Annotated in this window: 22 protein-coding genes; 14 read left to right on the plus strand and 8 right to left on the minus strand. The window is 66.7% G+C overall.

All coding sequences use genetic code 11. The features are described from left to right. The first annotated feature begins 126 nt into the window (after window positions 1-126). The 6 genes from ACSQ3D_RS10710 to ACSQ3D_RS10735 all read left to right on the plus strand — a co-directional run bounded on the left by ACSQ3D_RS10710 (window position 127) and on the right by ACSQ3D_RS10735 (window position 4125). Window positions 127-774, plus strand: a complete 648-nt coding sequence (locus tag ACSQ3D_RS10710) for a trimeric intracellular cation channel family protein (protein WP_056417913.1) — start codon at window positions 127-129, stop codon at window positions 772-774. Between the two features lie 121 nt (window positions 775-895). After that, window positions 896-1606: a transglutaminase family protein gene (locus ACSQ3D_RS10715; RefSeq protein ID WP_396503849.1), complete on the plus strand. Its 711-nt coding sequence runs from the start codon at window positions 896-898 to the stop codon at window positions 1604-1606. Further along, a complete protein-coding gene (locus ACSQ3D_RS10720; protein WP_436126862.1) occupies window positions 1603-1899 on the plus strand; it encodes a PaaI family thioesterase in 297 nt (98 codons plus the stop codon). Before ACSQ3D_RS10715 ends, ACSQ3D_RS10720 begins: the two co-directional genes overlap by 4 nt. Window positions 1900-1926: 27 nt before the next feature. Next, complete coding sequence (locus tag ACSQ3D_RS10725) at window positions 1927-2070, plus strand: hypothetical protein (RefSeq protein WP_436126863.1); 144 nt, start codon at window positions 1927-1929, stop codon at window positions 2068-2070. Window positions 2071-2254: 184 nt separating this feature from the next. Then, entirely contained in the window at window positions 2255-2851 is a 597-nt protein-coding gene (locus ACSQ3D_RS10730; protein WP_436126864.1) for a helix-turn-helix transcriptional regulator, read from the plus strand. Between the two features lie 2 nt (window positions 2852-2853). Further along, the gene (locus ACSQ3D_RS10735) at window positions 2854-4125 is read left to right on the plus strand and encodes a type II toxin-antitoxin system HipA family toxin (protein ID WP_436126865.1); all 1272 of its coding nucleotides are present in this window, start codon (window positions 2854-2856) and stop codon (window positions 4123-4125) included. Between the two features lie 62 nt (window positions 4126-4187). Here the strand turns inward: ACSQ3D_RS10735 and ACSQ3D_RS10740 are convergent, their stop codons facing one another. Further along, the gene (locus ACSQ3D_RS10740; RefSeq protein WP_056417902.1) at window positions 4188-5075 is read right to left on the minus strand and encodes a LysR family transcriptional regulator; all 888 of its coding nucleotides are present in this window, start codon (window positions 5073-5075) and stop codon (window positions 4188-4190) included. 128 nt (window positions 5076-5203) lie between these two features. Between ACSQ3D_RS10740 and ACSQ3D_RS10745 the strand changes: the two genes are divergently transcribed. After that, window positions 5204-5806: a short chain dehydrogenase gene (locus tag ACSQ3D_RS10745; RefSeq protein ID WP_436126866.1), complete on the plus strand. Its 603-nt coding sequence runs from the start codon at window positions 5204-5206 to the stop codon at window positions 5804-5806. Window positions 5807-5920: 114 nt separating this feature from the next. On the opposite strand, the gene ACSQ3D_RS10750 is transcribed toward ACSQ3D_RS10745, so the two are convergent. The 5 genes from ACSQ3D_RS10750 to ACSQ3D_RS10770 all read right to left on the minus strand — a co-directional run bounded on the left by ACSQ3D_RS10750 (window position 5921) and on the right by ACSQ3D_RS10770 (window position 10443). Then, window positions 5921-6934 carry a Bug family tripartite tricarboxylate transporter substrate binding protein gene (locus ACSQ3D_RS10750; protein ID WP_436126867.1) on the minus strand — a complete coding sequence of 338 codons (1014 nt, stop codon included), beginning with the start codon at window positions 6932-6934 and terminating at the stop codon, window positions 5921-5923. A gap of 146 nt (window positions 6935-7080) precedes the next feature. Further along, window positions 7081-7812: an SDR family NAD(P)-dependent oxidoreductase gene (locus ACSQ3D_RS10755; protein WP_436127202.1), complete on the minus strand. Its 732-nt coding sequence runs from the start codon at window positions 7810-7812 to the stop codon at window positions 7081-7083. A 5-nt stretch (window positions 7813-7817) separates the two neighbouring features. Then, a complete protein-coding gene (gene pcaF, locus ACSQ3D_RS10760) occupies window positions 7818-9029 on the minus strand; it encodes a 3-oxoadipyl-CoA thiolase (protein WP_436126868.1) in 1212 nt (403 codons plus the stop codon). 32 nt (window positions 9030-9061) lie between these two features. Beyond that, on the minus strand, window positions 9062-9712 hold the full coding sequence (locus ACSQ3D_RS10765) for a 3-oxoacid CoA-transferase subunit B (protein ID WP_056169142.1): 651 nt from the start codon (window positions 9710-9712) through the stop codon (window positions 9062-9064). Between the two features lie 29 nt (window positions 9713-9741). Continuing rightward, window positions 9742-10443, minus strand: coding sequence for a 3-oxoacid CoA-transferase subunit A (locus ACSQ3D_RS10770; protein WP_396503857.1), 702 nt, complete (start codon window positions 10441-10443; stop codon window positions 9742-9744). Between the two features lie 90 nt (window positions 10444-10533). Here ACSQ3D_RS10770 and ACSQ3D_RS10775 point away from each other — a divergent pair, with 90 nt between their 5' ends. Further along, on the plus strand, window positions 10534-11334 hold the full coding sequence (locus ACSQ3D_RS10775) for an IclR family transcriptional regulator domain-containing protein (RefSeq protein ID WP_436126869.1): 801 nt from the start codon (window positions 10534-10536) through the stop codon (window positions 11332-11334). Window positions 11335-11591: 257 nt separating this feature from the next. Here ACSQ3D_RS10775 and ACSQ3D_RS10780 read toward each other — a convergent pair whose 3' ends face one another. Further along, window positions 11592-11819, minus strand: coding sequence for a hypothetical protein (locus tag ACSQ3D_RS10780; protein ID WP_200912433.1), 228 nt, complete (start codon window positions 11817-11819; stop codon window positions 11592-11594). A gap of 193 nt (window positions 11820-12012) precedes the next feature. On the opposite strand from ACSQ3D_RS10780, the gene ACSQ3D_RS10785 reads away from it, so the two are divergent. Together ACSQ3D_RS10785 and ACSQ3D_RS10790 are read left to right on the plus strand one after the other, a co-directional pair. Beyond that, window positions 12013-12447, plus strand: coding sequence for a DUF1841 family protein (locus tag ACSQ3D_RS10785; RefSeq protein WP_056417883.1), 435 nt, complete (start codon window positions 12013-12015; stop codon window positions 12445-12447). A 140-nt stretch (window positions 12448-12587) separates the two neighbouring features. Next, window positions 12588-15194 carry a putative bifunctional diguanylate cyclase/phosphodiesterase gene (locus ACSQ3D_RS10790; RefSeq protein ID WP_436126870.1) on the plus strand — a complete coding sequence of 869 codons (2607 nt, stop codon included), beginning with the start codon at window positions 12588-12590 and terminating at the stop codon, window positions 15192-15194. Window positions 15195-15270: 76 nt separating this feature from the next. On the opposite strand, the gene ACSQ3D_RS10795 is transcribed toward ACSQ3D_RS10790, so the two are convergent. Then, window positions 15271-15933, minus strand: a complete 663-nt coding sequence (locus tag ACSQ3D_RS10795) for a c-type cytochrome (RefSeq protein WP_056417881.1) — start codon at window positions 15931-15933, stop codon at window positions 15271-15273. 111 nt (window positions 15934-16044) lie between these two features. Between ACSQ3D_RS10795 and ACSQ3D_RS10800 the strand changes: the two genes are divergently transcribed. From ACSQ3D_RS10800 to ACSQ3D_RS10815, 4 genes are read left to right on the plus strand one after another with little or no spacing between them, the layout of a single operon-like run. Next, complete coding sequence (locus ACSQ3D_RS10800; protein WP_056417878.1) at window positions 16045-16899, plus strand: AAA family ATPase; 855 nt, start codon at window positions 16045-16047, stop codon at window positions 16897-16899. 22 nt (window positions 16900-16921) lie between these two features. Beyond that, window positions 16922-17155: a hypothetical protein gene (locus ACSQ3D_RS10805; protein WP_056417874.1), complete on the plus strand. Its 234-nt coding sequence runs from the start codon at window positions 16922-16924 to the stop codon at window positions 17153-17155. A gap of 60 nt (window positions 17156-17215) precedes the next feature. After that, entirely contained in the window at window positions 17216-17815 is a 600-nt protein-coding gene (locus ACSQ3D_RS10810) for a GNAT family N-acetyltransferase (protein WP_056417871.1), read from the plus strand. Window positions 17816-17836: 21 nt separating this feature from the next. Continuing rightward, the gene (locus tag ACSQ3D_RS10815; RefSeq protein ID WP_056417868.1) at window positions 17837-19024 is read left to right on the plus strand and encodes a vWA domain-containing protein; all 1188 of its coding nucleotides are present in this window, start codon (window positions 17837-17839) and stop codon (window positions 19022-19024) included. Window positions 19025-19214 lie beyond the last annotated feature (190 nt).

Genomic DNA, 19214 nt, shown 5'->3' on the forward strand with positions numbered 1-19214 from the left:
TTCTTTTTTCAATCAAAAATGCCGCTACCGCTTGTTGAATAAGCGCCAGAAGCTATCATTTTTATAGCATCACAGCCACGCACTGAATGCCGAGTGCCCACCCGGCGCCACGGCACAATCGCGGCCATGGACCAGTTGCTGCTCGACGCCCCCTGGGTGCACACCCTGCGCTTTCTTCTGGAGGTGGCTGCCACCATCGCGTTCGCTCTGTCGGGCGTGATCGCTGCCGCGCGCAAGCGGCTCGATGCCGTGGGCGTGTGCGTGCTGGCCTTCGTCGCGGCCTTTGGCGGCGGCACGCTGCGCGACCTGCTGCTGGACCAGCGGCCCTTCTTCTGGATCCGCCACACCGGTTTTGTCTGGGGCATCCTGGCCCTGTGCGTGGGCGCGATGCTGTTCATGCGCCAGCGCCACTTCGAGCCCACCCAGCGCGCCATGCTCGTGCCCGACGCCATCGGCCTCGGCTTGTTCGCCGCGGTGGGTGTCGACATCGCCACCGCCGTCGGCATGGAGCCGATCATCGCCGTGATGATGGGCGTGATCACCGGCGCCTTCGGCGGCGTGCTGCGCGACGTGCTGTGCAACGAAGTGCCCCAGGCCTTCAGCGACCACCGGCCGTATGCGCTGTGCGCGTTTGCCGGTGGCTGGGCCGACGTGGCCCTGCGCCACCTGCACGCGCCCGACTGGGCTCCGCTGGTGGCGTGTGTGCTGCTCACCGCGGGCCTGCGCGGCCTGGCGCTGTGGCGCAACTGGGAGCTGCCGGCCTGGCGGGTGTGAGGCGCGGCCAGACGCTGTGTGGACGCTCCGCGGCATGCGATGCGGCACACTGGCCTGCCGCCCCCGTGACAGCTGAGCACCGCCGCTACCTGCACACTGGGCCACGAGGAGCCATCGAACCATGACGACCCCCGACCACCCCACCCCCGCCCACCTGCGCGCCACAGCGCTCATCGACAGCGACGCCCCGGCCGTGCAGGCCTTCGCGGCCGAGCATGCACGCGGCGCCACCGACCGTGAGCGTGCCGTCGCCCTGTACCTGGCCGTGCGCGACGGCTTCCGCTACGACCCCTACCGCATCGACCTGTCGCCCGAGGGCATGGCAGCCAGCAGCGTGCTGGCCCACGGCCACGGCTGGTGCGTGCCCAAGGCCGCGCTGCTCACCGCCGCGTGCCGCGCAGCGGGCATCCCCGCGCGCATGGGCTTTGCCGACGTGCGCAATCACCTCTCCACCGAGCGCATGCGCGAGACGATGAAGACCGACCTCTTCATCTGGCACGGCTACACGGACATCTGGCTGGGTGGCCAATGGCGCAAGGCCACGCCGGCCTTCAACATCGAGCTGTGCGACCGCTTCGGGCTGCTGCCGCTCACGTTCGATGGCGAGAACGATTCGATCTACCACCCGTTCGACAAATCCGGCGCACGCCACATGGAGTACGTGCACCAGCGCGGCGCGTTTGATGACATGCCGCTCGCGCAGATCGTGGCGGATTTTCAGGCGGTGTACGGCGGCTGGCTCGACAGCGGCAGTGGTGCTAGCAGCAGCACCACCAGCGTGCTGCACGGCGCCAGCTTTGCCGACGATGTGGAGCAGGAGGCCGCGCGGTGACGTCCAACCCCTCCTCAGCGCACGCCCCGTCGCCGCAGATCCCCGATGGTTTTGTGGCGCTGGCCTCCGGTGGGCCGTTCATTGAGCACAACGGCCCGCTGTATGTGCAGCACGAGGGCGACGTGGTGCGGTTCGGCTTTCGGGTGGAGCGCCGCCACGTCAACCCCATGAACAACCTGCACGGCGGCATGATGGCCAGCTTTTGCGACATGCTGCTGCCGCTGTCCGTGCACCGCAAGAGCACCGAGGTGGCCGACCGTTTTTTACCGACCATCAGCCTGCAGATCGACTAACTCGCCCCTGCCCCGCTGGGCGCGTGGGTGGAAGGCGAGGCCGATCCGCTGCGCATCACGCGCTCGCTGGTGTTTGCGCAGGGGCTGGTCACGGCCGATGGCGTGCCTTGCGCGCGGGTGAGCGGGGTGTTCAAGATCGGGCCGGCTGCTGCACGCAACGCGGTGGAATGAGCAGCTGCGGGAAGCCGGAAGCCGGAAGCCGGAAGCCTATTTCCACATCACCTCTTCGACAGATTCATTCATAGATACATGATTTTGTCTATTTTCATTCATCTATGAATGAAAAGGGGGTTTTCATAACAATACAGTGAAATTCATAGATGTCATAAAATTCAATCCGCACTAACATCTATGAATGCCCGTTCAAAACACCAGGCCCACTGACCACCCGCAGGCTGTGCTGCAGCAGATCGAATTGCTGGCGCAGAACATCGTGATCGCGCGCAAGCGCCGCAAGGAAACGCAGGCGCAGTGGGCGCAGCGGCTGGGGGTGTCGCAACCCACCATGGCGCGCATCGAACGGGGCGACCCATCCGTCGCGATGGCGTCCTACGTCATGTGCATGTGGATGATCAACCCGGCCCTGGGCCTGGCTGACCTGATTGCGCCGCAAAACGACATGGCCTCGCTGGAGCGGGAAGTGGCCCGGACCCGCAGCCGGCCCCAAGCCACCAGGGCTGCGGTGCAAGAGGCGTCCTCCACTGATGTGCGGCAAGGCCAGATGGGGTATTCGGAGCCGAAACCCGCAAAGGGAAAAACGGCCCAAGCCGAACCTCGGGCTTCTCACGTTGCGCGGGAAGCAACGACAAGTCCCTGGGGCCCACCACAGGATGACAACGTGCAGCGGGCCACGCAGGTAGCCGCTGGGCTGGGCATGTCCGATCACAAGACCAACAGCACCGCAGCGGGTTTGGCGGCCCTCATCGCCGGCCACAACAAGGTGCGGCCGTGAGCATGGCCGACGTCACCCCGCGCTCCTACCAGCCGCAGGACACGCTGTACGTGTGGGCGCTGGTCAACCCTGCCAACCCTGTTCTGGCGGGCGCTGTCAGCCTGTCGCAACTGGTGCCCAACTGCGCCACCTTCCATTACGCCGCAGACTGGTGGCAGTTTGCGCTGAGCGAAGACCTGCCCCTGCTGGCCGGCCAGATGTTCAGCGCAGGCCACAAGGACAGTGCGCCCGGCGCCATCGACGATGCCCGCCCCGACCGCTGGGGCGAGCGCATCATCCGCCACATCGACCGCCCTGCACGCCTGTCGATCCTGGAGATGCTGCTGTTCGCGGGAGACGACCGCTTCGGCGCTTTGGGCATATCGACATCGGCCGACCACTACGTTCCCCGCCGCATCGGGCCGTACCCGCAGCTGCGTGACCTGGACGCCATGGTGCGGGCGGTGGAAGACGTGCAGTCCCAAGCCCCGGTCACCCCCGAAATCCAGCGCCTGGTGCAGCCCGGCGTGACGCTGGGCGGGGCCCGGCCCAAGGCGCTGCTGCAAACCGACAACGCCCCCTGCGTGATCAAGTTCAGCGAACTCGACGACACCGTGGACACGCCCCTCATCGAACACGCCACCATGACGCTGGCAGCGCAGGCGGGTATCCATGTCGCCACCACGGGTGTGCTGCCCATTGCATCGCGCCAGGCGCGCCCATCCAAACGCCATGCGCTGACGATCCAGCGGTTTGACCGCCTGCAGACCGAGGCACTGAACCTGCGCGTGCATTGCATTTCTGCCAAGACCGCGCTGGCGGCGGCGGGCCTGGCCGAGAGCTATGGCGCGCTGGCAACGGTACTGCTGCGCCAGGCCCACCCGGACCGGCACAAAGCCCTGCGCGAAGAGCTTTTCAGGCGCATGGTGTTCAACATCCTGATGGACAACACGGACGACCACGAACGCAACCACTGCCTGCGCCTGGGCTTTGACGGCTACTACGACCTGGCCCCGGCGTTCGACGTGGTGCCCACACTGCAGAACATGGGCTACCAGGCGATGGTGGTGGGCCGGCACGGGGCGCAGTCCACGCTGGACAACGCGCTGACCGACTTGAACGAGTTCGGCATCACACGGGCCCGGGCCATCGCATTGATCCAGGACGTCGCCCAGGTGGTAGCGCTGTGGCCCCGGCATTTTGTGCAGCATGGCGTCTGCCCCGCAGACATGGAGCAGCTCGCCGCCAGCATCGACCGCGATGCGCTCAGGCAGCAGCGCGAAGCTTTCTGCTGATCTGCCGTCGCAGAACGTTGCGCTGCACAGCACTGCGCTGCGCTGCTTTGCACTGCCACGCATCAAGCCACGCCCATCACCGCCACCACATGCTCCACAAACCGCGCCAGCTTGGGCAGCTGCCGCCGGTCCGGCGCATAGACCAGTTGCACGGCGCGCGCCGCGGGCAGGCAGTGCTGCATCACCGGCACCAGCGCGCCGCGGGCCAGGTCGTCGGCCAGTAATACCTCGGGCTGCATGATCAGGCCCAGGCCGCGCAACGCGGCCTGGCGCAGGCCTTCGCCCTGGTTGCAGGTCAGGCGGGCGTTCTCGGGCCAGAAGAAATCCGTGTCGCCATCGCGCAGCGTCCACTCCACGCGGCGCTGCCATGCCGAATGGCTCAGGCACTGGTGGCGGTCCAGGTCGGCCGCGCGCCCGGGCGTGCCGTGGCGCTGCAGGTAGGCGGGTGCGGCGGCGATCACCATGCGGTAGGGGCGCAGCGGGCGGGCCACCAGGCCTTCATCCACCACCCGGCCGATGCGCACGGCCACGTCAAAGCCCTCGCCCGCCAAGTCCACCACGCTGTCGGTGAGCTGCAGGTCCACGCGCACCTGGTCGTGCACCCGCAGAAAGTCGGCCACCAGCGGCGCAATGACGTGGGTGCCCAGGGTGAAGGGCGCGCTGACCCGCAGCAGGCCCTGGGGCACGGCGCGGCTGCGCTCCACGGCGGACTCGGCCCAGCGCACTTGCTCCAGCACGCGCCTGCTGTCTTCATAGAACGCGGCGCCCACCTCGGTCAGGCTGTTCTGGCGCGTGCTGCGCTGGAACAGGCGCGCGCCCAGGTGGGCTTCGAGCTGCTGGATGTGTTTGCCCACCATCACCGCCGACACCTGCAGCTGGCGCGCGGCGGCGGCGAAGCTGCCGGCCTCGACCACGGCCACCATGACTTCCATGTTGCGCAGTTTGTCCATGGCAGATTCCTAATCAATGGTTAGTACAAGAATAACTTCAATGTACTTTATGCATTTTTTTATTCACAAAAGAATCAGGGCCTGTCTGTTCCTCCCCCCGTTCTTTTTCAACCTTCAAGGAAAACACCATGTCCAAGATTCTTCTCATCGGCGCGAGCGGCACCATCGGCCAGGCCGTGATGGCCAACCTGGGCGCACGGCATGACGTGATCACCGCAGGCCGCAGCAGCGGCACGCACCGCGTGGACTTTGCGCAGCCGGGCGCGGTCGCACAACTGTTCGAGGCGGTGGGCACGGTCGATGCCATCGTCAGCACCGCCGGCAACCTGCACTTCGGCCCGCTGGCCGACATGACGCCCGAGCAGTTCAACCTGGGGCTGCAAGACAAGCTCCTGGGCCAGGTGCAATTGGCTTTGATCGGCCAGAAGTACCTGACCGATGGCGGCTCCATCACGCTGACCGCGGGCATCCTGTCGATCGAGCCCATCCGCAACGGCGCCAGCGCCACGGCGGTGAACGCTGCCATCGAGGGCTTCGTGGCCGCCGCCGCCATCGAGCTGCCGCGCGGCCTGCGCATCAACGCCGTGAGCCCCACCATTCTCACCGAATCGGTGGGCGTGTACGGGCCGTTCTTCCCAGGCTTCGACACCGTGCCTGCCGAGCGCGCCGCACGCGGCTACCAGCGCAGCGTGGAAGGCGCGCAGACGGGACGCGTGTACCGCGTGCAATGATCGCGGCAACCTGCGCCCCACCCAGCTGGGCATGAAATAAAAATAGCTGCTGCCGCTTGTCTATCAAGCGTCAGCAGCTATCATTTTAGTAGCTGCAATGACCGAAGGCGCAGATCAGTCCAAGCTGGCGCCCGACTCCTTGACCACCTTGCCCCACTTCACGGACTCGGCCTGGATGAAGGCGGCGAACTGCTCGGGCGTTTCGCTGTACGTCTCGGCGCCTTGTTCGTTGATCTTCTTCTTCACCTCGGCCTGGTTCAGCACCTTGACCAGCGCGGTGTTCAGCTTGGCCAGCACCGGTGCGGGCGTGCCAGTGGGCGCGAACATGCCGAACCACGACGTGGCTTCATACCCGGGCACGCCGGCTTCGGCGATGGTGGGCACGTTGGGCAGCTCGGGCGAGCGCTTGGCCGTGGTCACGGCAATGGGCACGAGCTTGCCGCTGCGCACATGCTGGATGGCAGACGGCATGTTGTCGAACATGATGCCGATCTGGTTGCCCAGCAGGTCGGTCACAGCCGGTGCGCTGCCCTTGTAGGGCACGTGCACCATGTCCACCTTGGCCAGGCTCTTGAACAGCTCGCCCGACAGATGGATGGAGCTGCCGTTGCCCGACGAGCCGAAGTTCACCTTGCCGGGGTTGGCCTTGGCGTAGGCGATCAGCTCCTTCACGCTCTTGTAGGGCTGTGCCGGGTTGGCCACCAGCAGGTTGGGCACATTGGCCACGCGTGTGAGCGGCGCGAAGTCCTTGATGGGGTCGAACGGCATCTTCTTGTACAGGCTGGCATTGATGGCGTGCGTGCCCACGGTGCCCATGAAGAGCGTGTAGCCATCGGCCGGGGCCTTGGCCGCCAGCGCGCCACCGATGTTGCCGCCCGCGCCGGCGCGGTTGTCCACGATGACCGATTGACCGAGTTCGGTGGTCAGCGCCTGGCCGATGATGCGGGCCAGGATATCAGTGGTGCCGCCCGCGGCAAAGGGCACGACGATGGTGACGGGCTTGGTGGGGTAGGCCTGGGCCATTGCTGCGCTGCTGCCCAGCAGGCCAGCACCGGCGATGGCGGCAATGCCCGCGCAGGCAGCGGCCGACAGTGCGAAGCGGCGGGTGGTGTAGATGGAATCGGTCATGGTTTGTCTCCTTCAGAAAGGTGGATGAAATGGGTGTCACGAGCGCGGAACCCGCCGCGCCGTGGCCTCAACCGGGCGCCAAGGCCTCCGGGCGAGAACAGGGGGTGCGCCCCTTTCAGGGCTGCAGTGCAAATGCGTTCAGGTGGCTAGACAGGTGCCACGCCGAGCGTGGTACCACCGCACACGTACAACACCTGCCCGGTCACGAAACCGTTGTCGGGCGACAGGAAGAACAGCGCCGCGCGGGCCACGTCGTCGGGCGTGCCCATGCGGCCCACGGCAATGCTGTTCAGGATGCGCTGCGTCTGCGGCGCGCCGTCGGGGTTGCTCTGGCGGAAAAGCTCGGTGGCGATGGGCCCGGGGCCGATGGCGTTGACGGTGATGCCGTCACGCCCCAGCTCCATGGCCAGCGTGCGCGTCATGCCGATCATCCCGGCCTTGGTGGCCGAATACACGATGCGGTCGCCTTTGCCCAGCGCCGCGCGCGACGACATGTTCACGATGCGGCCCTGGCCGCTCGCGCGCAGGCTGGGCAAAAAGGCTTGCACCAGCAGCATGGGCGCGCGCAGGTGCAGGCCCACCACGTCGTCCAGGTGCGCCGTGGTGGCAGTGTCGATGGTGCCGGGGCGCGTGGCGCCGGCGTTGTTCACCAGCGCCGTGACATTGTGTTTGGCGGCGATCTCGGCCGCGCGATCACGGGTCGATGCTTCGTCGGTCAGGTCGCCCTGGTAGGACGTGAGCAGCGGGTGGCTCCAGCTGGGCAGCACGTAGTCCAGGTTGACCACGGCGCGGCCCTGGGCCAGCACGGCCTCGGCGATGGCGCGGCCGATGCCGTTGCTGGCGCCGGTGACGACCGTGACGGGAGTGCTTTTATCGATGGCGGTCACACGCGCTCCAGGATGATGGCAATGCCCTGCCCCACGCCGATGCACATGGTGCACAGCGCGTACTGGCCAGCGTGTTCGTGCAGGCGGTTGACGGCGGTGGTCACCAGGCGCGCACCGCTGGCACCCAGCGGGTGGCCCAGCGCAATGGCGCCTCCCCAGGCGTTCACACGCGCGTCGTCGTCCTTGATGCCCAGCGCGCGCAGCACCGCCAGGCCCTGCGCGGCAAAGGCTTCGTTGAGCTCGATCACGTCCAGGTGGTCGATGGTCAGGCCCGTCTGCGCCAGTACCTTTTGCGTGGCGGGCGTGGGGCCGAAGCCCATGATGCGCGGCGCCACACCGGCCACGGCCATGCCCACCACGCGGGCGCGGGGCTTGAGGCCATATTTGGCGGCATTGGCTTCGTCGGCCAGCAGCAGTGCGCAGGCGCCGTCGTTCACGCCGCTGGCGTTGCCCGCCGTCACCGTGCCGTCGGGCCGCACCACGCCCTTGAGCTTGGCCAGCGCTTCCAGGCTGGTCTCGCGGGGGTGTTCGTCCTGGCTCACGATGATGGCGTCGCCCTTCTTTTGGGAGATGTGCACCGGCACGATCTCGCGCGCCAGGTGGCCGGCCTTGATCGCCGCCACAGCGTTGAGCTGGCTGGCCAGGGCCATGCGGTCCTGCGCCTCGCGCTCGATGCCGAAGTCGGTGGCCACGTTCTCGGCGGTTTCGGGCATGGAGTCGACGCCGTACTTTTCCTTCATCAGCTTGTTGATGAAGCGCCAGCCGATGGTCGTGTCGTACACCGCGTTGTTGCGGCTGAAAGCGCTCTCGGCTTTGGGCATCACGAAGGGCGCGCGGCTCATGCTCTCCACGCCGCCCGCGATCATCAGGCCGGCCTCGCCCGCTTTGATGGCGCGCGCTGCGGTGCCCACGGCGTCGAGCCCCGAGCCGCACAGGCGGTTGATGGTGGCGCCGGGCACGTCGATGGGCAGGCCCGCCAGAAGGCTGCTCATGTGGGCCACGTTGCGGTTGTCTTCACCGGCCTGGTTGGCGCAGCCGTAGAGCACGTCGGTCACGGCCGCCCAGTCCACGCCGGGGTTGCGGTCCATCAGCGCCTTGATGGGGATGGCGCCCAGGTCGTCGGTGCGCACGCTGGAGAGCGCGCCGCCGTAGCGGCCGAAGGGGGTGCGGATGGCGTCGCAGATGAAGGCTTGGCGTTGTGGGCTCATGGTGTTGTCTCCTCGTTTCTTGGGGGTTGGATTCAGGCGGCGGGGCGGATGGGCAGGCCCACCAGTTGCTCTAGCTCAGGCAACTGCAGGCCGGGCACGGTGTCGATGAGCTGCAGCCCGGTGGGCGTGCAGGCCAGTGTGCACAGATCGGTGTAGATGCGCTTCACGCAGGCGACACCGGTGAGCGGGTAGGTGCATTGCGTCACGATCTTGCTGGCGCCCTGCTTGGTCAGCAGGTCCATCATCACCCAGGTCTGCTTGGCGCCGATGGCCAGGTCCATGGCGCCGCCCACGGCCGGGATGGCGCCGGGCTCGCCCGTGCTCCAGTTGGCCAGGTCGCCCGTGGCACTGACCTGGAAGGCGCCCAGCACGCAGATGTCGAGGTGCCCGCCGCGCATCATCGCGAAGCTGTCGGCGTGGTGAAAATACGCGCCGCCGGGCAGCAGCGTCACCGGCTGCTTGCCGGCGTTGATGAGGTCGTAGTCCTCCAGCCCCGCAGCCGGCGCCGGGCCCATGCCCAGGATGCCGTTCTCGCTTTGCAGGATGACCTCGCGGCCCGCGGGAATGTGGTTGGCCACCAGGGTGGGCTGGCCGATGCCCAGGTTGACGTAGGCGCCGTCGTGGATATCTTGCGCCACGCGCTTCGCCAGTTCTTCTTTACTACGCTTTTGATAGCTGCTCACGCCTGTTCCTTGTGCGGTAGGGGCCGATTTCATGCCGATTTTTTGAAACCGCCGGCCTGCGTGGCGGTGCGGTCGATCTTCACGACATGGGTCACGTAGATGCCGGGCGTGACGATGGCCTCCGGGTCCAGCGCGCCCAGTTCCACCACCTCGTGCACCGTGGCGATCGTGGTCTTGGCGGCCGTGGCCATCACCGGGCCGAAGTTGCGGGCCGACATGCGGTAGGTCAGGTTGCCCCAGCGGTCGCCCTGCTCGGCCTTGATCAGCGCCACGTCGCCGTGGATGGGGTACTCCAGCACGTAGTGCTTGCCGTTGATCTCGCGCGTCTCCTTGCCGGCGGCCAGCTCGGTGCCGTGGGCCGTGGGGCAGAAGAACGCACCGATGCCCGCGCCCGCAGCGCGCAGGCGCTCGGCCAGGTTGCCCTGGGGCACGAGTTCGAGTTCGAGCTTGCCGCTGCGGTACAGGTCGTCGAACACGTAGCTGTCGACCTGGCGCGGAAAGCTGCAGATGATCTTGCGCACCTGGCCGGCCTTGAGCAGCGCGGCCAGGCCCTGGTCGGCATTGCCGGCGTTGTTGTTGACCACCGTGAGGTCGCGCGCGCCCTGGGCGATCAGGCCGTCGATCAGTTCACCGGGAATGCCGGCCGTGCCGAACCCGCCTATCAACACCGTGGCACCATCCTTCACCCCCGAAAGGGCCTGGGCCACCGACTCCGCCAGCTTGTTGATCATCGAACCGCTTTCATGATGTGCTTGTCTCGGGATAGAATTTGTTCGCTTATAGAACAAATGTTCGCATAAAGAATTATAGAGGGCCGCTGCATGAATACCGAAACGCTCCCCACCAAAGACCCCAAACCCAGCGACAGCTATGTGCAGTCGTTCGCCCGCGGGCTGGAAGTGATCCGCTCGTTCAGCGCCGCCCGGCCGCAGCAGACGCTGAGCGAAGTGGCCGCGCAGACCGGCCTGACCCGCGCGGGTGCGCGCCGCATCCTGCTCACGTTGCAGACGCTGGGCTATGTGGAGACGGACGGCAAGCTCTTTCGGCTGAGCCCGCGCATCCTGGACCTGGGCTTTGCGTACCTGTCGTCGCTGCCTATCTGGAACCTGGCCGAGCCGGTGATGGAAGACCTGGTGGAAGACGTGCGCGAGTCGTCATCGGCCGCGGTGCTCGACGGGCTGGACATCGTCTACGTGCTGCGGGTGCCCACGCACAAGATCATGCGCACCAACCTGGGCGTGGGCTCGCGCCTGCCGGCGCCGTGGACGTCGATGGGCCGGGTGCTGCTGGCCGGGCTGCCCGATACGGAGCTGGAGGCGCGCCTGGAGCAGCACCCGCTCGAGCGCTTCACCGCGCACACCACCGCCGACCTGCCGACACTGCTGTCACGCATCCGCGAGGCACGCCAGCAAGGCTGGTGCCTGGTGAACCAGGAGCTGGAGGAGGGTTTGATATCGATTGCCGCGCCGCTGGCCGACCGCACAGGCCGCACGGTGGCGGCGCTCAACATCAGCGGCCAGGCCAACCGGACCAGTGCGCAGATGATGCAGGAGACCCTGCTGCCCGCGCTGCTGCGTGCGGCCAGGACCATCTCACGGATGATGGGTGCGCCGCGTACCTGAGCGGCAGCGCTTTGAGAGGCAGCACTGCCAGGTGTGATTCGGGGGAACTATGCAGTGCAGTGCAATTTCATGCCGGCAGCGCGGCGCCGGTGAGAATCACCGATGGGACGATTCACCGCAACGAGTTGCCGGGGCTGACACCCTGGTGGCCTTTGCCTTGCGTGGGTGCAAAGGCCGGGGCACCACCGCCCAACAGCTCGCTGCGGTGACTGGCGCCAGGGCGCGCAGGGTGCGGCCGTGGCAGAAAACACGTGGGATCAGACCTTGCGGCGAAAGCCCACCACCAGCACCATGCCGCCCAGCACCATGGCACCCAGGCTCATCCACTGCGGAATGACGACGGACTCGTAGTTGTCCTGCGCCGTCAGCTCCAGCGCGCCCAGGGGCGCCTGCAGGACGTCGCTGCCGATGCTGAAGCCGCCGGTCACAAAAACCGCCATGCCGGCCACCAGCAGCAAGGCGCCCGCAATTCGCAGTGCAGTCATGAACGTATCTCCCCAACACCGGGCCATCCGTGGAATCTGGCAGATAGGGCCCGGCTCTCTCTGCGCAACGCAAATGTAGAAGCGGCCCGAAAGCCGCCGCGTAGGACATGGCCGCAGACTATGCTGCGTTGACGGCGCGCCCCGCAACCCTGCACGCCCCAGGCCCACAGGGTGCGTGCTAACCTTCCGCCCCATGTTCAGCCCCTCCCAAGCCGATGTGCGCCGCTTTCTCTGCGGGGTGCACACCAAGACCCAGGCCGGCGCCCCCATGGAAGCCATCGAGACGCTGGCCAGCCTGTGGATCGCGGAGCACCCCGAATACCACGGCGAGCTGTCCGACGCCGATGCCGCCGTCGCCCGCAACTACGACGAGACCCCGGGCCAGACCAACCCTTTTCTGCACTTGTCGATGCACCTGTCCATCAGCGAGCAGTGCAGCATCGACCAGCCCCGCGGCATCCGCCAGGCGGTGGAGCTGCTGACCGCGCGGCTGGACTCCCTGCACGACGCCCACCACGCGGCCATGGACTGCCTGGGCGAGATGCTGTGGGAAAGCCAGCGCGCCGGCCGCCCGCCGGACGGCCAGGCCTACATCGCCTGCGTACAGCGGCGCGCCACCAAGGACTGACAGGGCACGGAAAACACGCCCTGCCGAGGGAGCTTGCCGCTTCTTCCCGCTGGCGCACACAATAGGACACACCGACACCGGCCACGCAAGGCACGCTCCTTGCGTGCAGCCTGTCCAGTCCGGTCCAGGAGCCCCCACGGATGCGCGCATTTCAGCTCTCCCTGCGAACGGCCATCGCCGTGCCTTTTGCCGCGCTGTTCGCAGCCACGGTGGCACTGCAGGCCGTCACGCAGCACCGGCAGATCACCGATCTGATCGACCAGGAGAGCGTGCGCCTGCTCGATGCGATCACCAACACCTCGCGCGGGCGGCTGGCCGAGTTTCTGGAGGCGCCCTTCCTCATCCAGCGCAGCATCGGCGATGCCATAGCGCGCCATGGCCTGTACCAGCCAGGCAACCTCAAGCCCGTGTACCAGCATTTGCAGGGCATTTTTTCCGAGCTCTATACAGACCACCAGCAGATCAGCCTGCTCAGCTTCGGCAGCCAGACGGGCGAGTACGCCGGCATCCGCCGGGACGCCAGCGCACGCAGCGGCTTCAAGCTGATCCTCAAGGACGGCTCCACCCGCGGCCTCATGAACGTGTACGAGGACGCCACCCCCACCAAGGTGGCCGCGGCCTTCCCCCACTACGACCCGCGCGTTCGGCCCTGGTATGCACCGGTGGCGCAGTCGGGCAAGGCCCTGTGGTCGCCCATCTACACCACCGCCGGCGAGCGGGGTGACGTGACCATCTCGGCCGCGTCGACCGTCGTGGTCAAGGGCCAGCTGGTGGGTGTGATGGAGGCCGACGTGCGGCTGGACACCCTCAACCGCTTTTTGCGCGAGGAGCCGCTGCGCGGGCAAGGCCAGATCTTCATCACCGACGCGCAGGGCCGCATGGTCGCGCACTCCGAGCCCGGCGCGCTGGTCAGCGACCGGCAGGACACCGCCGGCCAGCGCGAACGCCTGAGCGTGGACCAAAGCGCCAGCGCGCAGATCCGCGCTGCCGGAGCCTACCTGCAGCAGGCGCCCACCACGGCCGAGGGAACGGGTTTTCGCTTCACGGTCCAGGGCGAGCAGTACTTCGGCCGGGTCACGCGGTACGCGGACGCACGCGGCATCGACTGGCGCATCGTCGTGCTGCTGCCGGAGTCCGACCTGCTCGGCGACTCGCGCAGTTCCAGCCGCCGGGCGCTGCTGGCCACCGCCGCCATCGCCGTTCTGGGCCTCATCCTCGGGCTGTGGGTGATCGAGCGCGCCGCGCGCCCCATCCTCATGACGGCCGAGGCTGCCAACCGCATTGCACGCGGCGAATGGAGCACCGGCATCGAAAAAAGCAGCCCGCTGCTGGAGACCACCATCCTCGTGCACGCCTTCAACCAGATGGCGGAGCGGCTGCAGCGCTCGTTCAACCAGATGCGCGAGCTGCTCATCTACGACAGCCTCACCCAGCTGCTCACGCGCCGGGGCCTGCTGGAGCAGGCCAACTGGACCGAGCCGCAGCCTGCGGTGCTGACCCTGGTGGGGCTGGACGCCTTTCGCGCCATCAACGACAACGTGGGCTATGGCACGGGCGACCGCCTGCTGCAGGCCGTGAGCGAGCGCCTGCGCGCCCGCCTGCCCGCCCCCGTGCTCATGGCGCGCCTGGGCGGCGATGAGTTCGCGCTGCTGCACCTGGCCGGCGGCGAGTCTTCAACGCAGGCGCAGATCGCCAAGGCAGTGCTGGCGCTGTTCTCCACGCCGTTCTCTGCCGGCGCCGACGAGGTCATGGTGCATGCATCGGTGGGCGTGGTGGGCGGGCACCTGCGCGGCGACGACCTGCCCGAATGGCTGCGCAACGCCAGCATCGCGCTGGGAGAGGCGAAGCGGCGCGGCCTGAACCAGTGCGTGGTGTTCGAGCCCAGCATGGCAGAGCAGTCCAAGGAGCGCGCGCGGCTGGCCACCGAACTGCGCCAGGCCCTGGAGAAAGACCAGTTCCTCGTGCACTACCAGCCCGTGATCGAGCTGGCCACCGGCCGCGTGAGCGGCGCCGAAGCGCTGCTGCGCTGGCACAGCCCCACGCGGGGCATGGTGCCGCCGGGTGTGTTCATCCCGGTGGCCGAAGAGTCGGACCTGATCCTCGCCCTGGGCGACTGGGTGCTGCGCCGCGCCACGCGGGACATCGCAGAGCAACTGCCGCGGCTGCCCGAAGGCTTCGACCTGCATGTGAACGTGTCCGCGCGGCAGCTCATCCAGTCGGACTTCCCGGCCGCGCTGCAGCAGGTGCTGGCCACCAGCGGCCTGCCGCCGCAGCACCTGACGCTGGAGCTGACCGAGTCGGTGCTGATCGAGGGCGATGCGGTGACCGGCCAGCGCCTGGCACGCATCCGTGCGCTGGGCGTGAAGATCGCCATCGACGACTTCGGCACCGGCTACTCGTCGCTGGCGTACCTGAGCCGCCTGCCGTTCGACTGCGTGAAGGTCGACCAGAGCTTCGTGCGCAACCTGCTCGACTCGCCGCAGAACGCTGCCATCGTCACCGCCGTGCTGAACATGTCGCAAGGTTTCGGCGTGACCGTGGTGGCCGAAGGTGTGGAGACACAGGCCGCCGCGCAACGCCTGCGCGAAATGGGCTGCGCCAGCGCGCAGGGCTACTGGTTCGGCCGCCCCGCGCTGCTGCAGGAGATGGACCTGTCGGTGCGCTCGCTGGACGGCGACGGCAAGGGCTCACCGCCAACACCGCCAACACCGTCGTCAGCGCCATCAACGCCATCCACGCAGGCATGAAAAAACCCGCCAGGGCATGGCGGGTTGTTCTGGGTGCGGGCGGGTGACTGATCACACCGCCGGGCTCTTGCTGCGATCAGCGAAAGCGCGATTGCGGCACCACGTGCAGGTCGCCGTCGATGCCGCTGATGTAGTTGGACAGCGCCTTCAGCTCGGCATTCGTGAACTGCTTGGCGACACCGCCCATGATGGCGTTGCTGCGGCCCACGTTGGGGTTCTTCTCGGCCTTGTACGACTTCAGGGCGACGAACAGGTAGTCGGCGTGCTGGCCGGCGATCTTGGGGTAGGACGGGTCGATGGGCTTGGCGAAGTTGTCGCCGTGGCACGAAACGCAGGCGCCCTTCTTGAGCAGCTCGGCCACTTGCACGCTGGGTTCGCGGGCGGGCTTGGCAGGCAGCTCTGCACCCGTCTTGCCATGCTGCTCGTAGTAGGCAGACACGTCGGCGATGTCCTTTTCAGACAGCGAATCGGCGATACCGCGCATGGTGGGGTGCTTGCGCTCGCCCTTTTGGTAGGCGGTCAGCGCAGCGGCGATGTACTTGGCGCTCTGGCCCGAAATCATCGGCACCTTGTGCACTTCCGGAAAGCTGGCCTGGTAGCCCGGAATACCGTGGCAACCGATGCACATGGCGATCTTCTGCTTGCCTGCTTCCACGTCGCCTTTGGCTTCCTGGGCATGGGAGACGGCGGTCACGGAAGCGACAGCCAGGGCGAATAGCGTGGTCAGCGTTTTGTTCATTTTGCGCGCACAATCTCGTGGAAGTTCAGTCAGCTCTGGGGATCTGATCAACAGCAGATTATAGCCAGCGCCTGTCAAGCCCCATCCATCAACGATCCGGTGATTTCCCTCATGAAATTTCAAGGTTCCCAGAACTACGTCGCCACCCAAGACCTGATGCTGGCCGTGAACGCAGCCATCACCCTGCAGCGCCCGCTGCTCATCAAGGGCGAGCCCGGCACCGGCAAGACGATGCTGGCCGAAGAAGTGGCCCAGGCGCTGGACATGCCACTGTTGCAATGGCACATCAAGTCGACCACCAAGGCCCAGCAGGGCCTGTACGAATATGACGCCGTGAGCCGCCTGCGCGACAGCCAGCTCAATGATGGCGACAGCGCCGACCGCGTGAAGGACATCCGCAACTACATCGTTCAGGGCGTGCTGTGGCAGGCCTTCACGGCCGACCGGCCCGTGGCGCTGCTGATCGACGAGATCGACAAGGCCGACATCGAATTCCCGAACGACCTGCTGCGCGAGATCGACCGCATGGAGTTCTACTGCTACGAGACGCGCGAGCTCATCAAGGCCAAGCACCGCCCGCTGGTGTTCATCACCTCCAACAACGAAAAAGAACTGCCCGACGCCTTCCTGCGCCGCTGCTTCTTTCACTTCATCAAGTTCCCCGAGGCCGACACCATGCGCCAGATCGTGGGCGTGCACTTCCCCACGCTCAAGAGCGAGCTCTTGTCTGTGGCGATGAAGACCTTCTACGACGTGCGCAACCTGCCCGGCCTCAAGAAGAAGCCGTCGACCAGCGAACTGCTCGACTGGCTCAAGCTGCTGGTGGCCGAAGACATCCCGCTCACCGCTCTGCAAAGCGCCGACAACAAGGTGGCCGTGCCGCCGCTGGTGGGCGCGTTGCTCAAGAACGAACAGGATGTGAGCCTGTTCGAAAAGCTCGTGTTCATGAACCAAAGAAATCGTTGATGCCGCAGCCAAGCCCGGCCCCATGAGCGCACCCCACACACCCTCTCTCGCAGACGGCATTGCCGATGCCATCGGTTTCGTCGGCGGCGCGCTGGCCGGCTTCTGGATCGGCCAGTGGCTGGGCTTCGATATCTTCGCGCCCGGCTACGGCACCAAGACGCTGCTGGGCATTGCCCTGGTGGGCCTGGGCGGCGGACTGGGCCTGCACGCGGCGCGCCGCTGGCAGGCGAGCCGCCGCGAGCGCACCCCCGACTGACTGGCCTGGGGCACCGCACGCTCTGGCAGCACCAATCGCAACGACAGCAACGACAGCAACATGGCCTTTGTAGAACCCGTCACCCTGAGCAGCCGCGGCGTGCGCCTGGAGCCCCTGGCGCTGTCGCACGAAGCGGGCCTTGCCGCGGCGGCAGCCGATGGCGAGCTGTGGAAGCTGCGCATCACCTCGGTGCCCGAGCCAGAGGACACGCGCGCCTACATCGACACCGCGCTCAAAGGCCGCGAGGAAGGCCATCGCTTCGCTTTCGCCGTCATCGACGAAGCCACCGGCCAGGTGCTGGGGTCCAGCAGCTTCCACGACATCGTGCCCGCCGTGCGCCGCGTGGAGATCGGCTACACCTGGTACCGCCAGAGCGTGCAGCGCAGCCACGTCAACACCACCTGCAAACTGCTGCTCATGGGCCATGCTTTCGACATGCTGGGCTGCCACGTGGTGGGCTGGCGCACCGACAACTACAACTTCGCCTCGCAGCGCGCCATCGAGCGCCTGGGTGCCAGGAAGGACGGCGTCATCCGCGGCCACGCGCTGCGCCGCGACGGCACCATCCGCGACACGGTGATGTACAGCATGCGTGCCGGCGAGTGGCCCGAAGCGCGGGCGCAGTTGCTATATCTTTTAGAGCGCCACACGCCCGCCTGACCAGCGGCAGGAGCCCACAACATGCTCATCGACTTCTTCTACACGCTGCGCGCGGCCAAGCTGCCGGTGTCGGTCAAGGAATACCTCACCCTGCTCGAAGCCCTGCAGGCCGGCGTGGTGGGCCCCCGCTCGGACGACGCCTGGAGCCTGGACGACTTCTACAACCTCTCGCGCCTGACCCTGGTCAAGGACGAGAAGCACTACGACAAGTTCGACCGGGCCTTCGGCGCCTACTTCAAGGGCGTGGAGATGGTGGCCGACTTCACCAAGGACATTCCGGCCGACTGGCTGCGCAAGATCCTGGAGAACGAGCTCACGCCCGAACAAAAGGCCGCCATCGAGAAGATGGGCTGGGACGAGCTGATGGAGACGCTCAAGAAGCGCCTTGAAGAACAGAAGGAGCGCCACGAAGGCGGCAGCAAGTGGATCGGCACCGGCGGCACCAGCCCGTTCGGCCACGGCGGCTACAACCCGCAGGGCGTGCGCATCGGTGGCGCGGGCAAGAACAAGAGCGCCGTCAAGGTGTGGGAGCAGCGCGCCTACAAGGACTACGACGACCAGCAGGAGCTGGGCACGCGCAACATCAAGGTGGCACTGCGCCGCCTGCGCAAGTTCGCACGCGAAGGACACGACCTGGAGCTCGACCTGCCCGACACCATCCGCAGCACCGCAGCCAACGCGGGGTACCTCGACATCAAGATGGTGCCCGAGCGGCACAACAACGTGAAGGTGCTGCTGCTGATGGACGTGGGCGGCACCATGGACGAACACATCCAGCGCGTGGAAGAACTCTTCAGCGCCGTGAAGTCCGAGTTCAAGCACCTCGAGTTCTACTACTTCCACAACTGCGTGTACGACTTCATGTGGAAGAACAACCGCCGCCGCTTTGCCGAGAAGTTCCCGACCCTGGACATCATCCGCAAGTACAACCGCGACTACAAGCTGATCTTCGTGGGCGACGCGACCATGAGCCCGTACGAGATCCTGCAGCCCGGCGGCAGCGTGGAATACAACAACGAAGAACCCGGCGCCGAGTGGATCCAGCGCCTGACCCACGCGTTTCCCAAGCACGCCTGGATCAACCCCGAGCCCCAGGGCGTGTGGCAGTACCGCCAGAGCATCAGCATCATCCAGCAGCTGCTGGGCAACCGCATGTACCCGCTGTCGCTCAAGGGGCTGGAAGAAACCATGCGCCTGCTGTCCAAATAGGACTGCGGGCACTGCCCCGGCGCCGACTGCGCACGGGGCCAGCGGGGCCGCCCGGGCATGCGGGCACAGTGAGCGAAGCTGTCTGACAAGGACCGCCCAACTTTCAGGGCATAGTGGCAGGGCACCAACAAGGTGCAGGTGCGGCGTGCAAGACACCTGAAACGCCGTTTTTGACGCCCCGGACGCCCAA

It is taken from the genome of Acidovorax sp. LjRoot117 (assembly GCF_964252695.1).
In the GTDB taxonomy this organism is placed as follows: domain Bacteria; phylum Pseudomonadota; class Gammaproteobacteria; order Burkholderiales; family Burkholderiaceae_C; genus Acidovorax.

Excerpts from the sequence above, each read along its gene's own strand:
- ACSQ3D_RS10740 (WP_056417902.1), bottom strand. The coding sequence starts at position 5,075 with ATGGACAAACTGCGCAACATGGAAGTCATGGTGGCCGTGGTCGAGGCC.
- ACSQ3D_RS10795 (WP_056417881.1), bottom strand. The coding sequence starts at position 15,933 with ATGAACAAAACGCTGACCACGCTATTCGCCCTGGCTGTCGCTTCCGTG.
- ACSQ3D_RS10810 (WP_056417871.1), top strand. The coding sequence starts at position 17,216 with ATGGCCTTTGTAGAACCCGTCACCCTGAGCAGCCGCGGCGTGCGCCTG.
- ACSQ3D_RS10730 (WP_436126864.1), top strand. The coding sequence starts at position 2,255 with ATGCCCGTTCAAAACACCAGGCCCACTGACCACCCGCAGGCTGTGCTG.
- ACSQ3D_RS10775 (WP_436126869.1), top strand. The coding sequence starts at position 10,534 with ATGAATACCGAAACGCTCCCCACCAAAGACCCCAAACCCAGCGACAGC.
- ACSQ3D_RS10750 (WP_436126867.1), bottom strand. The coding sequence starts at position 6,934 with ATGACCGATTCCATCTACACCACCCGCCGCTTCGCACTGTCGGCCGCT.
- ACSQ3D_RS10715 (WP_396503849.1), top strand. The coding sequence starts at position 896 with ATGACGACCCCCGACCACCCCACCCCCGCCCACCTGCGCGCCACAGCG.
- ACSQ3D_RS10790 (WP_436126870.1), top strand. The coding sequence starts at position 12,588 with ATGCGCGCATTTCAGCTCTCCCTGCGAACGGCCATCGCCGTGCCTTTT.
- ACSQ3D_RS10770 (WP_396503857.1), bottom strand. The coding sequence starts at position 10,443 with ATGATCAACAAGCTGGCGGAGTCGGTGGCCCAGGCCCTTTCGGGGGTG.
- pcaF (WP_436126868.1), bottom strand. The coding sequence starts at position 9,029 with ATGAGCCCACAACGCCAAGCCTTCATCTGCGACGCCATCCGCACCCCC.
- ACSQ3D_RS10735 (WP_436126865.1), top strand. The coding sequence starts at position 2,854 with ATGGCCGACGTCACCCCGCGCTCCTACCAGCCGCAGGACACGCTGTAC.
- ACSQ3D_RS10800 (WP_056417878.1), top strand. The coding sequence starts at position 16,045 with ATGAAATTTCAAGGTTCCCAGAACTACGTCGCCACCCAAGACCTGATG.
- ACSQ3D_RS10745 (WP_436126866.1), top strand. The coding sequence starts at position 5,204 with ATGTCCAAGATTCTTCTCATCGGCGCGAGCGGCACCATCGGCCAGGCC.
- ACSQ3D_RS10805 (WP_056417874.1), top strand. The coding sequence starts at position 16,922 with ATGAGCGCACCCCACACACCCTCTCTCGCAGACGGCATTGCCGATGCC.
- ACSQ3D_RS10780 (WP_200912433.1), bottom strand. The coding sequence starts at position 11,819 with ATGACTGCACTGCGAATTGCGGGCGCCTTGCTGCTGGTGGCCGGCATG.
- ACSQ3D_RS10785 (WP_056417883.1), top strand. The coding sequence starts at position 12,013 with ATGTTCAGCCCCTCCCAAGCCGATGTGCGCCGCTTTCTCTGCGGGGTG.
- ACSQ3D_RS10710 (WP_056417913.1), top strand. The coding sequence starts at position 127 with ATGGACCAGTTGCTGCTCGACGCCCCCTGGGTGCACACCCTGCGCTTT.
- ACSQ3D_RS10815 (WP_056417868.1), top strand. The coding sequence starts at position 17,837 with ATGCTCATCGACTTCTTCTACACGCTGCGCGCGGCCAAGCTGCCGGTG.